Genomic DNA, 12,955 nt, shown 5'->3' on the forward strand with positions numbered 1-12,955 from the left:
CATCCCGACAGCAGTGTCAGCAGGCGATGTCGCGGGCCGGGATGGTCTGGGCGGCGACGAGCTCGGCGTACTTGCCGCCCATGGCCATCAGCTCGTCGTGGGTGCCGCGCTGCACGATCCGGCCGGATTCGACCACCAGGATCAGGTCGGCGTCCCTGACGGTGCTCAGCCGGTGCGCGATCACGATCCTGGTCTGCACGAGCTCGGCGAGGTTCGCCTCGATGACCGCCTCGGTGGCGCTGTCGAGGTTGCTGGTGGCCTCGTCGAGCAGCAGGACCTTCGGCCGTGACAGGACGGCGCGGGCCAGGGCGAGGCGCTGCCGCTGGCCGCCGGACAGGCCGGTGCCGTCGGTCAGCATCGTCTCGTACGCCATCGGCATCGCCATGACCTCGTCGTGCAGTGCCGCCAGCCGGGCTGCGGCGGCCACCCGCTCCAGGGAAGCGCTGGGGTCGTTGAGCGCGATGTTCTCCCTGATCGAGCCGTTGAACAGCGACGGGTCCTGAGTGACCACGCCGAACTGGCGGCGCAGCGTACGCAGGTTCAGCTCGCCGGCCGGGACGCCGTCGTACCTGATCTCGCCCTCGACCGGGGTGTGCAACGCGAGCAGCAGCCTGGCGAGCGTGCTCTTGCCCGAGCCGGACGCGCCCACCAGCGCGACCTTCTGCCCGGGCCGGATGGAGACGGAGACGTCGCGTACGGTCCACGGGCTGCGCGGGTCATGCCGGAAGCTCACATTGCGCAGCTCGACCGCGCCGCGCAGGCGCAGCACCTCGATGCCGTCGCTCGGCTCCGGCTCGGAGGCGAGGATGTCCGACAGCCGGTCGAAATGCGCGCCTGCCTGCTGCAGGCTCTGCAGTCCCGTCATCAGCGAGCTCAGCGGGGTGAGCGCGCCGAGTGCGATGGCGTTGAGCGCGATCAACGTGCCGATCGTGAGCTGGCCGTCCAGCACCCGCCAGGCGCCCAGCCACAGCAGCCCGAGCGGGGCCACCACGCGGATGGCCGACAGCGCCGACTCCAGCAGCCCCTTGGTGAGGCCGGTACGCACGTCGGCGTTCAGGTGCTTGGTGAAGTGCGCCGACCACTGCTCCACGGCCCGCCGCTCGGAGCCCGACGCCTTCAGCGTCTCGATGCCGGTGATCGTCTGGATGAGGCTGCCCTGCGACGCGGACAGCGCGGTCAGCTCCTGCTGGGTGAGCGTGGCGATTCTGCGCGTGGTGCCCAGCAGCAGGATCGCCTGCAGCGCCGCGACCCCGGTCAGCGCCAGGCCGAAGACGGGATCCCACACGTAGACCAGCACCAGGTAGCCGGCGGCGAGCGGCCCGTCCAGCAGCGCCGCCACGACCTGCCCGGTGAGGATGTCGCCGAGCGTCGAGACGCTGGCCGCGCGCGTCACCAGATCGCCCTTGCCGCGCCGGGCGAAATACCGGTACGGCAGGGCCACCAGATGGCCCACCACGCCCTCGGTCAGCTCCTGGTCGGCCTGGGCCCGCACCGCGACCAGCAGCGCCGCCCGCAGGTAGCCGATCACGAACTGGGCCGCGCCCGCCAGCAGCACGGACCCGCCGAGCAGGGACAGCACCTCCGAGCCCTGTGCCGGGACGATCGTGTCGATCAGCAGCTCGGAGAAGAGCGGCAACGCCAGTCCGAGCAGTTGCAGCAGCAGCGAGGCGGCGATGATCTGCGCGAGCAGCCCGCGCCGCCGCCTGAACAACGTGCGGACGAACTCCCGCCGCCACGCGGCGGCCATCGAGGTCGTGCCGCGGTGGAAACCCTCGTCCGGCTCGAACACCAGCAACACGCCGGTGAACCCGGCACTGAACTCCTCCGCGGTGAGTCTGCGCCGGCCCTGCCCCGGGTCCACGACGTCCACCCGGTCCGGCGACCAGCGCTCGACCACCACGAAATGGTTGAACTCCCAGTGCGCCACCGCAGGCAGCGGCACGCGCGCCAGGTCCTCGGGCGCCAGGGAGAAGGCCCGTGCCTTGAGCCCGTGCTCGCGGGCGCCGTCCACGATGGCCTTGGCGCTCAGGCCGTCCCTGCCGACCTGGAGTCGTTCCGACACCTGGTGCAGGGTGGTGCGGTGGCCGTGGTGGCACAGCACCATGGCCAGGCAGGCGGCTCCGCACTCGGTGTCGGAGCTCTGCAGCATCACCGGGGTGCGGCGTATCATCGGGCCGCCTCCAGGGCCACGGCGGTCAGTGCGATCCCGATGGCCAGGACGACCAGGATCGCGATCCAGAGCAGGAGGAACGACGGGCTGCTGATCACCAGCGGCATCCGCCCGGCTTCCCGGGCCCGTGCCCGGCTCCGCATCGCCTCCTCCCGGTAAATGCCCTTCCCAGGCAGCGCCGCCGCCGCTTCCGGTGCCGCTCCGGGCTGAGGCCGGCGGAGCGGCTGCGTGCGGGCGAAGGCGTCGGGCACGGCGGCAGCATGCGCGTACACGTCGGGTCCGGGTCCGGGTCCGGATCCGCGGTGGGCGCCGGTCATGACCAGTGCCATTCGACCTTGGCCGCGGCGCGCCGCTCCGCCAGCCACCCGGCGAACGCCGCCCGTCCAGCGGCCGCCAGCGTCTCGGCGTCCTCCACGACCGGGCTCCTGGACAGCACGGCCCCGGTCAGGAACCCGCCCCCGGGCGCCTCCTCGGGACCGACGACCCGCCCGACCGGCGTACCGCGCAACATGCCGGGCAGCTCGCCCTCCCAGCGGGTGGTGACGGTGACCACCGCCTCCCCGTGAGCGCTGACGTCGAACAGATCCCCTGCGGCCACCTTCTCGGGCCCGGTGGCCCACACCGCCTTGACCCGCGCGAAGTCCTCCTGATGCGCGGCCAGGTACGCGCCCGCCAGCTCCGTCTCCTTGTCCAGCCGGAACCGCCGCCGCCGTGCGATCCCCGCGATGTACGCCTCGAACTGCTCGCCCGACATGCCCGCCGCCGCCATCCAGGCCAGCGTCGCCGCGCGATCGCGCAGCCCCCGGCCACGCCGGAACTCGTCCGCCGTCGCCTGCAGGTCGGCCGCCTCCACCGGCGCGCCGGAGTCCCCGGCCGCGGCCAGCAGGCACTGATCGACGATCTCCTGGTACGGCGAGGCGTCCCGCCGCGACAACGACCGCACCATGGTGAGCGCCTGGGGCAGCGACACGTGCACGTCGTCCACGCTGACCAGATGCCCGGCCGCCCAGTGCGTCGAGTGGTCGATCAGCCACGGCACCCCGTCCTCCGGCGGCGCGCTCAACGCCACCGTGCCCCCGTCCGGGTGGTCGAGGATCAGGTCGTAGTCCACCACGGGCGTTCCCGGCCGCTGGTCCACGACGAGCTGGGCCCGTACCACCGGATGCAGCTCGGCCCACCGCGCGGCCGCCTGCCGCGCCTCCGGGACCCCGGCGCGGCGGCGTGGCAACGAGCGCAGCAGGTCAGCCCCGGATTCCAGAGCCCTGGCGAAATCAGACGCGGCGAAGCCGGTCACGGGTTTCCTCCGTCCATGAGCCAGCCCGCGATCGCGTCGCTGACGGGCAGCCCGGCCCACAGTTCGACGAACCCCCACGCGCCATTGGAATTGAGCTCCAGGAACACGTACTCGCCGCCGGGCGTGACGATGAGGTCCAGGGCCGCGTAGGTGAGGCCGACGTCGGCGACCAGCCGGGCGCAGCGCCACGCCACCTCGGCGGGCAGCTCGTGCGGGCCGTACCTGACGCGGTCGTTGTCGTAGTGGCGCCAGTCGTCCCTGGCCGCGGTGGAGGCCGAGGCGTCGATCTCCGCCGCGAACGCCCGCTCCCCGACGACGATGACGCGCAGTTCGACGTGCTTGTCCACGTACGGCTGCAGGATGACGGGCTCGTGCTGGACGCGGTGCCTGGACGTCAGATGGCGGCGGGTGACGACGGTCGTGTACGCGCGATGCGGCGCCCCATCCACCCGGAACCGCTCGGCGGCGATCTGCTTGGCGACCAGCCGCCCTTCGGCCGCCTCGTATGCGCCGGCGAGCTCGGCGGGGTCGTTCGTGTACGTGGTGTCGGGCACGCTGAAGCCGAGCTCGATCGCGCGGGCCAAGTGGAAGATCTTGTTGTGCGCCCGCAGCTCGTCGGCGCGCCGCCCGGGTAGCCAGCGCGCCTCCAGCAGGCTCCACACGCCGTCGAGCATGACCTCGGACTGGAGCCGGACGTGCGCCCGCTGGCTCGCGTCCGTCACGCTGCCGGCCGCCTCCGGACCGCTCGGCCGGCTCCGCCACACCGCCGTCACCTGCGACAGGTCGTACGTGTCCGTTCCGGTGTCCAGGAGCAGCCGGCGCCGGCCACCAGCGAAGGACGCCGTGATGCGGCTCCGCGCGGGATAGTCGCCGTTGTCCCACCACAACACGGGCGTGTCGCCGTGTTCGCCGGAGCCCGCCAGGTACGCGCCGCGCCGCCGCAGCGCGGTCATCACCCGCTCGGCGGCGCCGTCCCCGCGGCTGCTCATGATCAGTATCACTGTCGCCCCGTCTCGGAAAAGCGTGGTGGGACGCCGCGCGGGCGTCCCACCACACAGGCCGTTCGTCAGACCAGCCACCACTCGTAGGGCACGTCATCGAGGGTCCAGGCACTGGCCTCCCAGCGCCGGCCGCCGGCCACCTCACCGAGCTCGGCGTCCGTCAGCTCCTTGCCCCCGAAGGGCAGGTCGTCAATCGTGATCTTCGACATGGTCGTTCCTTCCGGCCCCCGTACGGCGGCCCGTTCGAATGTGACTCGAGGAACGCTAGGAGCGGCCACTTGGATCTCACTTGAGACCTACTGGGCTGCCACCGTCGAGCGGCGTCTCGGGACAGCGCATGTCACTTTCCTGACGTGGATCCGATGGCACGCCGCAGCGCCGCCCTCGCCGCGCTGACGCGCCGTCGATCTGCGCGTCGCCGCTCTGCAGCCCGGCCGTCATCGCCTGCCGGCGCATGCTCAGGTCCCGCACCTGCGGATCCTCGACGGGTGTGCCGGCCGGCAGATGGCGCCGGATCTCCCGCACCAGTTCCAGCCACTCGGCCCGGATGCTCCCCAGCCGCGCCGCGCCGATTTCCGCACGCCGCCGCGCCAGGTGGTCACGCAGCTCCTAGCCGAAGTACGACTCGTACACCGAGATCGTTTCCAGCGTGGTCATGAACTGGTCGGCCACGGCATCCCGGACCCGTCAAGCATGCGAGAGGCCGGGGCCGGCCTGCCGATGCTCATGGCGAAGTCGCGGCACAAGAAGCCGGAGAACGTCCGCCGCTACTTCAACCCGTCGCCAGAGGAAGCGAGCAAGAGGCAGCGCATCGCCGCCGCAACGCGCGCCGGCAGATTCCGCGCACCTTCTCGACTCCTGCTGCGCGATCTCCCCCTGCGCCTGGCGACCTCCGCTCCGGTGAGACGCCTCACTGTTCGGCGAGGACGACGACCAGACGGTGTGAGGGGTTGGAAGATCACTTCAACTGCGTGATGGTTCCCAACCGGCTCGACGTCTCGGCGAATTCGAGGAAGGCACGCCCGGGTGCGGTGCTGCGGTGCCGGTGCCAGGCGAGGGCGATCCGTCGCTGCAGGGCCGGTGAGCGGAGTGCGACCGTCGTCAGTTGCCGCGCGGAACGTTCGGCGACCGAACTGGGCAGCAGTGCGATGCCGAGTCCATGGTGGACGAGGTCGGCCAGGAGGGCGACATCGTCGGTCTCGGCGCGGATGCGTGGAGCGAATCCGGCCCTGGCACATGCGGTGTCGAGCAGGTTCCGCAGCCCACTGCCGTGGGTGAGCGTGACGATCGGCTCGTCCCTGAGAGCGTTCAGCGTCGTGTCCGCGTGCCGGGCGATGGGGTGGTCATCGGCGATGGCGACGACGAGCGGCTCGGTGTAGAGCTCGCGGGTCGCCAGTACGGCGGGTAGCTGCTGTCCGGCGATGCCGATGAACGCGGCGTCCACGGTCCCGCCCGCGACGTCGGCCGCCAGATCCTTGGGGTGGCCGATACGCAGGGTGATGTCCACTCTCGGATGCCGCCGCTGAAAGTCGCCCAGCAGTCCGATAAGGGGTTCGGGCGGTGACTGGACGGCTCCGATCGCCAGCTTGCCGGCGAGGATCCCGCGCAGCGAGTCCACCGCGTCCCGTCCGGCGGCGGCGGCTTCCAGCGCGGCCTGCGCGTACGGGAGGAAGGCTTCACCGGCCGGAGTGAGCCGGATGCGCCGGTCGGATCGGTCGAACAGCTGCTGACCGAGCTCGCGCTCGAGCTGGGCGATCTGCTGACTGACCGCCGGTTGGGCGACGTGGACGCGGGCGGCGGCGCGCGTGAAACTCGCTTCCTCCGCCGTCGCCACCAGGTAGCGGAGCTGCCGTAGTTCCATAAGCCTTCCTTATCAGTCGTGATATCGATCATATCTTGGACTTTTCGATGCCCATCCCACAAAGTGAGGACCGCTACTGCTCGCACACCAAGTGAGGTGCTCCAATGGTTTCCAAGCTGTCCGCGACACCACGTCCGTTGCACCCGCCCCTGGCGCACGCGCCGATCGGGGCCATCCTCATCGCCACCGTGCTCGATGTGATCTCGGCGATCGATGGCGGGGCTCATCCGTGGGCACGGGACCTCTTCCACACCGGCACGTATGTCCTCATGACCGGCATGGGGGTGATGTTTCTCGCGATCATCGCCGGCGTGATCGACCGGCGCCGGTTCACTGCGGCGTCCTCTCGCCCACGCCAGGGAGCCAACGTGCACGCGGCGCTCATGACCGCGCTGGCCGTCGTCTGCGTACTGGAGATCACCTTGCGCCGGAACGTCTATGCCGACGCCCATGCGACACCCGCCGTCGTCACCGGGGTGAGCGTCCTCGCGCTCGCCCTCGTCACGGTCGGCGGGGAGCTCGGCGGCCGCCTGGTCTATGGGGCGGGCGTCGGCGTTCGTGGCGACGCGACCGCGCCGGCACCGCGCAGCCGATGAGCAACGGCATCGTGAGCCGGGCGGCGGCATCACAGCCGGTGCCCGGGCCGCGGAACAAGTCACGCCTGACCTTGCTGACATGCTGCTTCAGTCTGTTCATGGCCCAGCTGGACGCCACTGCGGTGAACGTGGCCCTGCCATCGATCGGCAAGGATCTCGGCGGCGGCATCAGCGACCTGCAGTGGGTGGTGGACGCCTACGTGCTGGTGCTCGCCTGTCTCGGCTTGTCCGGGGGCGGGATCGGCGACCGGTACGGCCGGCGCCGCGTCTACCGGATCGGGCTCATCGTCTTCAGCCTGGCGTCCCTGGGATGCGGTCTCGCGCCGACTCTCGGCGTCTTGATCGCGTTCCGCATGGTCCAGGCGGCCGGCGCGTCCATGCTCATGCCGGTCACCCTGTCGATCATCACCAATACGTTCGTCGCGCCCGCCGCCCGTACTCGGGCGATCGGCACGTGGATGGCCGCGGGCGGCGTCGCCGCGGGCGTCGGGCCACTCATCGGAGGCGCGCTGACATCCGCGCTCGGCTGGCAGGCCATCTTCTGGATCAACGTACCGGTCGGGGCCCTCGCCCTGACGCTGACCAGGTTGTACGTCACCGAGTCTCGCGCGGCCGAACGGCGCTCCCTGGACATCGCGGGACAGGCATTCCTCGGCTGCTCACTGGCCGCGCTCAGTTACGCGCTCATCGAGGCGCCGCGTGTGGGCTGGGCCTCGACGCTGACCCTCATGCTGCTCGCCGGCGCCGGACTCGGCGCCCTGTGCTTCGTCGCCGTGGAGTTCCGGACGGACCGTCCGCTGATCGAGCCGCGGTACTTCCGCGATCGGGCCTTCGCCGGGGCGGCCGGCATCGCGGTCCTCACCTACCTGGCCGTGATGGGCGCCCAGTTCCTCAGCTCGCTGTACCTGCAGCAGGTGCGCGGCCTGTCCCCGCCGGCTGCCGGGGCAATGCTGCTGCCCACGTCGGTCGCCCTTGCCGCGGCAAGTCCCCTCGCCGGCAGGTTAACCGCGCGTTACGGTCCCCGGCCGGTGGTCGTCGCGGCGACCGTGTTCCTCGTCGGCGGGCTCGCTCTGCTCGCCGAGACGACGCCCTCGACATCACCCGCCTTCCTGATCATCGCGTACCTGCTGATCGGAGTCGGCTGGGGATCTCTGAACCCGCCCCTGACCGGCGTCGCGGTCAACACCATGCCACGCGACCAGGCGGGAGTCGCCTCCGCCGCGGTCGGCGCGTCCCGCCAGCTCGGCGCGGTACTCGGCGTCGCCGTCATGGGCTCGCTGACCACCACCCTCACCCGTACAGGGCTCGAGCACCGCGTGCCGCACCCCGAGGCCGATCCGGCCACACTGGTCATGGGCGGCGGCCAAGCCGCACGCGCTGTCTTCACCTCGGCCACTCATGTGGCATATGCCGCCGGTGCCGGGGCGGCCGTGGCCGCCATGATCGTGGCGCTCGCCACCATGCCCCATAGGGCTCGGGCGCGGTCATCTTCCTGATGCCAACGACCCTCGGGGATGGAGCAGACGCCTGAACCTACGGATGTCTTGGTCGACTCTCCGGCCTCAAACCACTCGGCCGCCACCGCCTGGCCGAAGGGCCGGCGGGGACGGCCACGCTTGCCGCGCACCTTGGGGCTGGCCTGCAGGAGCGGGATGAGCTGGGTGACATCGTTGCGGTTGGCGCCAGGTCGGCCTCCGTGCCCGCTGCGAGCCGCGCCTTGGCGAGCATGTTGAACGCCTCGATCCGGGGCTCGACGACCGCCATGGGCGGGAGGGCTTTCGGGTACGGATCCGCTGTCGTTCCTCTTTGACGAGTGGATCGAGATCGACGCCTGGTCGTGACGATCAAGCCGCCGCCCGCGCACTGCACATCGGCGGATAGCAGGTCAAACCCCGCCTCATATGAATCCGCTTTCCTGTCCGGCCATGCAGGCGGGGAGCGGATCTCACATCGTCCGTTTTCGGGACCACGGCCGACGCGCTCGGTCGCCCACCGAAGAAGACGGGCCGCAGGTCCAATGTCGGGGCCGGTTCGGACCGGTCAGCGTTGCGTCTCGTCTCTCGCCCTGCTTGGCTGGACGGCGAAGTCGAAGCGCGGCGCGGAGCGGCTCAACGTCGCGGTCCGCACCGTGGTCGGCCAGGCGCTGCTCAGCGCGTCCGACATTGTGGCGATGAGGCCTGGGACGTCAGTGGCTGCCGAGGCATGCACTCCCTCCGCGATGATCAGGGCTGTAGAGGTCGTGCTTCGAACGGCCGAGTGGCCGCTCTGCCGGTTCGTCCATCGCCGGGCGTGCGCGTGCCCGGCGGCGTCGACGAAGGTCACCTCTCCCGGTTCTGGGTTCTCTGGCTCTCCCGACAGTGTCAGGTAGTTCTCGTCGCCAGCCGCTCGCCGGACTTCGAGGTGCCCGAAGATCCTGGCGACGTCCAACGCGGCCACCGGAATCGCGAAGGCGAGCGAGATGGCGTTGCACAAGTCGACCAACGGGTGAATCCGCGGCAGGGCGCCTTCTTTGCGGAAGCGTCGCAGCAGTGATTCCGAGGCGCATCGATACCGCGTGGGCTTGAGCCCCATCTTCGAGAAGGTACGCCGCCAGGCCTGGATCTCGGGCAGGTCGGCCTCCGTGCCCGCTGTGAGCCGCGCCTTGGCGAGCCTGTTGAACGCCTCGATCCGGGGCTCGACGACCGCGTCGGCGGTGATCCCCGTGGCGACGAGCACGCCGGCGACGAGTTCGGGGTGCTCGGACCAGATCTCGTCCGAGTGCTGGAAGTACATGTTCGGGTCCGTCGTGGAGTGGGTGGTCATCGGGCGGTGAGCGCGAGCTTGGCGCCGAGGGCGACGAAGGATCCGGCGAAGCCCCTGCGCAGCCAGGCCATCAGCCGCGGCCGCGCGGTCACGTGGTCCCGTACCGAGGCGGCGAAGACGCCATAAGCGGCGAAGACCGCGAGTGTGACCAGCATGAAGACGGCGCTGAGTTCCAGCATCCGCAGCACGCGGTCCGGGTCGCCGGTGTCGACGAACTGCGGCAGGAAGGCGAAGAAAAAGATCGTCAGCTTCGGGTTGAGAAGGTTGATCAAGATGCCGGAGGCGATCACGCGTCCGGCCGGGCGCGGCGGGGTTTCCTCCTCGGCGACGATCGGATCCGTGTCCTTCAGCGTGGCCCACGCCATGTACAGCAGGTACGCCACCCCCAGGTACTTGACGAGTTGGAACGCCGTCGCGCTGGTGTGCAGCAGCGCCGCCATGCCGGTGATCGCCGCCACCATGTGGGGAACGATGCCCAGCGTGCATCCGATCGCGGCGACGACGCTCGCACGGCGGCCGTGCGATAGGCCCGCCGACAGTGTGTAGATCGCCCCGGTGCCGGGCGTGGCGACCACGATGAGCGTGGTGACCAGGAACGCGATGCTCAAGGTGGCTCTCCTGATGGGTTTGGTGATGGCCGTTCTCGTGACCGGAACTCTGCCGCCACAATGGCCTGGTGAACAGGTCCAATGAAGACCTCTTCGAGGGGTCCATAACGGCTGGCTCAGATTTCCTCCAGCTGAACGTCGAGGACGCACCCGTCGGTGGGCTGTCCGAATGGCTCGCCGACCGATTCCGGTCGGCGATCTGCGACGGACGCCTGACCGTGGAAAGCAGGTTGCCTGCCAGCAGGGTGCTCGCGCGGGATCTGGGCGTGTCCCGCGGCGTCGTCACCGAGGCCTACCAGCGTCTGAGCGAGGAAGGCTACGTCGCGGGGCGCGGCCGGCGCGGAACGATCGTCGTCGGCGCTCCGGGCCGGACGTTCCCGGCGCGGCCGCTGTCCGCTCCGGTGGGCGCGACGGCAACAGACGCGGTGTTCATGGCGTCGCCCGGCGTCGAGGTCTTCGACTCGCTGCGGGCGGCCGCGGCACGGATCGACCTGTCACCGGGTGTACCCGACCTGGCCGCCTTCCCGCGGGCCGCGTGGCTGCGTGCCGAACGCTCGCTGCTCGCTGGCTTGGAATCCTCCGCCCTCGGATACGGGGATCCGCGAGGATCTGCGGCGTTGCGCGTCGCCGTGGCGAACTGGCTGGCCCGCAACCGCGGGATCCTCATCGACCCGGCAGATGTGGTCATCACCGCCGGCACCGCCCAGGCGCTCGGACTGCTCGCGGAGATGCTCGCCGAGGCCGGGATCCGCGAGGTGGCGGTGGAGGATCCCGGATCGCTGGGCGCCCGCCAGCACCTGCACAACCGGCGGCTGGCCACCCCGCCGGTGCCGGTCGACGCCGACGGAATAGATGTCGGCGCGCTGCGCGCGACAGGCGCACGGGCTGTCCTGCTCACGCCGGCGCATCAGTTCCCGACAGGCGTGGTGCTCGGCGGCGATCGGCGCCGCGAGCTGATGCGGTGGGTCGATGAGGGCGGCCTGATCATCGAGGACGACTACGACGCCGAGCACCGTTATGACCGGCCTCCGGTTCCGGCGCTACGGTCGGCGCTCGGCGAGCGTGTCTTCTACGCCGGGAGCGTGTCCAAGCTACTGGCACCAGCGCTGAGGATCGGATGGTTCCTCGTGCCGCCGCGGTACCAGGACACCGTCGTGGCCGCCAAGCGGTTCGCCGACCTCGGCAACGCAACGCTGCCGCAACTGGTACTGGCCCGCCTGATGGAGTCGGGGGAGATGGAACGCCATCTGCGACTGCTGCGCGGACGCCACCGCCGTCGCCGAAACGCCATGATCGACGCGATCGGAGCCCAACTACCAGACGCGACGGTGCACGGCGCCGCAGCGGGCCTGCACCTGACGATCACATTCGACGCCGGATTCTGCGACGTTGACCTCGCCGCCGAGTCGCTCGCGCGCGGGGTGAAGGTGCAGCCGCTCTCGTGGCACCGGCAGTGCCCCGGCCGCCCGGGGCTCGTGCTCGGCTACGCCGCGAGCACCCCGACCGCCATCGGCGAAGCCGTGGCGATCCTCGCCGAGGCACTGCGCCGTGTGCGCTGACGCGGCCCCGCAGGGCGCCCAGCGCGGCGGATCACACCTTGCCGGTCCACACCCGCACCCTGGACCCGACCGCATCGGAACGGCCAGTAGCGGTAACCCGAGCCCCGACGGCTCGCTAACGCCACTGGTCGTTCGGTTGCTGCTCAAGGCCGGGAAATCCCAGAGTTCACGCGAACTGAAGGTTCGTCGGACGGGGTGGTGGAGCGGGTCCGGGCCGTGCGCGAGGGCTTCTTCGAGCTGCCGATCAACGCGAAGGCGTTCGAGCGTCGCAGCCTGACCGCGCAGCTTCTTAGCGAAATAGATCTTGGATACGAGACCGGTGTCGCGGGCGCTCATCTGGTTGATCAACAGGTGAGGATTGACTGTGCTCGGCCAGCGGGTGCGACGGTGGCCGAAACCCCACGGTATCGAAAGCTGACGCCGTAGCACCGACACCCACGCGGACAAGCACGCTCGACAGATCACGCGGACTCTTCGCCAAGCGCAGATCCAGACGTTGCCACCTGGCACTGAACCGCGGAAACTACATGACCATGCTGACGAGGCCGCCTGGGGTGGGGGAGTGCCCGTCTCCCGTCGGTGGGCCGCCGAGCCGCTGCGGAACAACCAGGTCTCCCCTGCTCACCGGACTGCAGGTGCTCGATCGCGGCCGACTCGGCGTCATGCTGTTCGTCCACGCCACGCCGCACCGGGACGACGAGATGGTCCTCGTCGACAGCGCGCTCGACCGCTGGAGCGAGGTCCTGTGCGGCGAACGGCTTAGAACGCGAGGACGCTCGCGCTTCCCCGCCAATCCATTTGACTCCCTGCAACGAGTCCGCTCCGACCGGTGGGACGACGCCCTCTAGCTCATGACCATTCCGCTTGCCTCGCCGACGGATCGCGGCTTGACTAACCGGACTGCAGTCCGATAGTTTGCGACCATATTCGGACCATAGTCCGGTTTTCGGAGTATCGCAGCAGAGGATAAGCTTGTTCTAAAACCAAATTCTTGGGCGTATGCCCTGATCAGAGACTTATGGCATCTATCAGCCCATAGTGGACTGTGTCTTTATGGTTACGGC

14 protein-coding genes and 1 pseudogene are annotated in these 12,955 nt (G+C 70.1%); 5 read left to right on the plus strand and 10 right to left on the minus strand.

Features of this window, described 5'->3' with window-relative positions:
* Positions 1-16 precede the first annotated feature (16 nt).
* From AB0J64_RS39150 to AB0J64_RS39180, 7 genes are all read right to left on the minus strand, one after another.
* Entirely contained in the window at positions 17-2,170 is a 2,154-nt protein-coding gene (locus AB0J64_RS39150; protein ID WP_364039113.1) for a peptidase domain-containing ABC transporter, read from the minus strand.
* Positions 2,167-2,499, minus strand: a complete 333-nt coding sequence (locus AB0J64_RS39155; protein ID WP_364039116.1) for a hypothetical protein — start codon at positions 2,497-2,499, stop codon at positions 2,167-2,169. The genes AB0J64_RS39150 and AB0J64_RS39155 overlap by 4 nt, the downstream gene beginning before the upstream one ends.
* On the minus strand, positions 2,484-3,464 hold the full coding sequence (locus AB0J64_RS39160; protein WP_364039119.1) for a TIGR04500 family putative peptide maturation system protein: 981 nt from the start codon (positions 3,462-3,464) through the stop codon (positions 2,484-2,486). Before AB0J64_RS39160 ends, AB0J64_RS39155 begins: the two co-directional genes overlap by 16 nt.
* A complete protein-coding gene (locus AB0J64_RS39165; RefSeq protein ID WP_364039122.1) occupies positions 3,461-4,453 on the minus strand; it encodes an MvdC/MvdD family ATP grasp protein in 993 nt (330 codons plus the stop codon). Before AB0J64_RS39165 ends, AB0J64_RS39160 begins: the two co-directional genes overlap by 4 nt.
* Before the next feature lie 77 nt (positions 4,454-4,530).
* The gene (locus AB0J64_RS39170; protein ID WP_364039125.1) at positions 4,531-4,674 is read right to left on the minus strand and encodes a putative ATP-grasp target RiPP; all 144 of its coding nucleotides are present in this window, start codon (positions 4,672-4,674) and stop codon (positions 4,531-4,533) included.
* Positions 4,675-4,750: 76 nt separating this feature from the next.
* Positions 4,751-4,990 carry a hypothetical protein gene (locus tag AB0J64_RS39175; RefSeq protein WP_364039128.1) on the minus strand — a complete coding sequence of 80 codons (240 nt, stop codon included), beginning with the start codon at positions 4,988-4,990 and terminating at the stop codon, positions 4,751-4,753.
* Between the two features lie 433 nt (positions 4,991-5,423).
* Entirely contained in the window at positions 5,424-6,326 is a 903-nt protein-coding gene (locus tag AB0J64_RS39180; RefSeq protein WP_364039131.1) for a LysR substrate-binding domain-containing protein, read from the minus strand.
* A gap of 104 nt (positions 6,327-6,430) precedes the next feature.
* On the opposite strand from AB0J64_RS39180, the gene AB0J64_RS39185 reads away from it, so the two are divergent.
* Positions 6,431-6,922, plus strand: a complete 492-nt coding sequence (locus AB0J64_RS39185) for a DUF2231 domain-containing protein (protein ID WP_364039134.1) — start codon at positions 6,431-6,433, stop codon at positions 6,920-6,922.
* Entirely contained in the window at positions 6,919-8,418 is a 1,500-nt protein-coding gene (locus AB0J64_RS39190; protein WP_364039137.1) for an MFS transporter, read from the plus strand. The genes AB0J64_RS39185 and AB0J64_RS39190 overlap by 4 nt, the downstream gene beginning before the upstream one ends.
* 107 nt (positions 8,419-8,525) lie before the next feature.
* On the opposite strand, the pseudogene AB0J64_RS39195 reads toward AB0J64_RS39190, so the two are convergent.
* From AB0J64_RS39195 to AB0J64_RS39205, 3 genes and pseudogenes are all read right to left on the minus strand, one after another.
* Positions 8,526-8,606: pseudogene (locus tag AB0J64_RS39195) on the minus strand (IS5/IS1182 family transposase); the annotation flags it as partial.
* 356 nt (positions 8,607-8,962) lie between these two features.
* A complete protein-coding gene (locus AB0J64_RS39200; RefSeq protein WP_364039140.1) occupies positions 8,963-9,724 on the minus strand; it encodes a phenylalanine--tRNA ligase beta subunit-related protein in 762 nt (253 codons plus the stop codon).
* Positions 9,721-10,332: a LysE family translocator gene (locus AB0J64_RS39205; protein WP_364039143.1), complete on the minus strand. Its 612-nt coding sequence runs from the start codon at positions 10,330-10,332 to the stop codon at positions 9,721-9,723. Before AB0J64_RS39205 ends, AB0J64_RS39200 begins: the two co-directional genes overlap by 4 nt.
* A 68-nt stretch (positions 10,333-10,400) precedes the next feature.
* On the opposite strand from AB0J64_RS39205, the gene AB0J64_RS39210 reads away from it, so the two are divergent.
* The 3 genes from AB0J64_RS39210 (at position 10,401) to AB0J64_RS39220 (ending at position 12,739) form a co-directional block, all read left to right on the plus strand.
* Positions 10,401-11,891, plus strand: a complete 1,491-nt coding sequence (locus AB0J64_RS39210) for a PLP-dependent aminotransferase family protein (RefSeq protein WP_364039146.1) — start codon at positions 10,401-10,403, stop codon at positions 11,889-11,891.
* A 195-nt stretch (positions 11,892-12,086) separates the two neighbouring features.
* Positions 12,087-12,317: a hypothetical protein gene (locus tag AB0J64_RS39215; RefSeq protein ID WP_364039149.1), complete on the plus strand. Its 231-nt coding sequence runs from the start codon at positions 12,087-12,089 to the stop codon at positions 12,315-12,317.
* A 101-nt stretch (positions 12,318-12,418) separates the two neighbouring features.
* A complete protein-coding gene (locus AB0J64_RS39220) occupies positions 12,419-12,739 on the plus strand; it encodes a hypothetical protein (protein WP_364039152.1) in 321 nt (106 codons plus the stop codon).
* Positions 12,740-12,955: the final 216 nt, after the last annotated feature.

Source organism: Nonomuraea sp. NPDC049695 (assembly GCF_040674955.1).
Taxonomy (GTDB): Bacteria; Actinomycetota; Actinomycetes; order Streptosporangiales; family Streptosporangiaceae; genus Nonomuraea; species Nonomuraea helvata.

What these genes read in the sequence shown, in the direction of transcription:
- AB0J64_RS39165 (WP_364039122.1), bottom strand. Translation starts at nt 4,453, where the DNA reads ATGAGCAGCCGCGGGGACGGCGCCGCCGAGCGGGTGATGACCGCGCTG.
- AB0J64_RS39150 (WP_364039113.1), bottom strand. Translation starts at nt 2,170, where the DNA reads ATGATACGCCGCACCCCGGTGATGCTGCAGAGCTCCGACACCGAGTGC.
- AB0J64_RS39190 (WP_364039137.1), top strand. Translation starts at nt 6,919, where the DNA reads ATGAGCAACGGCATCGTGAGCCGGGCGGCGGCATCACAGCCGGTGCCC.
- AB0J64_RS39180 (WP_364039131.1), bottom strand. Translation starts at nt 6,326, where the DNA reads ATGGAACTACGGCAGCTCCGCTACCTGGTGGCGACGGCGGAGGAAGCG.
- AB0J64_RS39220 (WP_364039152.1), top strand. Translation starts at nt 12,419, where the DNA reads ATGACCATGCTGACGAGGCCGCCTGGGGTGGGGGAGTGCCCGTCTCCC.
- AB0J64_RS39200 (WP_364039140.1), bottom strand. Translation starts at nt 9,724, where the DNA reads ATGACCACCCACTCCACGACGGACCCGAACATGTACTTCCAGCACTCG.
- AB0J64_RS39185 (WP_364039134.1), top strand. Translation starts at nt 6,431, where the DNA reads ATGGTTTCCAAGCTGTCCGCGACACCACGTCCGTTGCACCCGCCCCTG.
- AB0J64_RS39155 (WP_364039116.1), bottom strand. Translation starts at nt 2,499, where the DNA reads ATGGCACTGGTCATGACCGGCGCCCACCGCGGATCCGGACCCGGACCC.
- AB0J64_RS39170 (WP_364039125.1), bottom strand. Translation starts at nt 4,674, where the DNA reads ATGTCGAAGATCACGATTGACGACCTGCCCTTCGGGGGCAAGGAGCTG.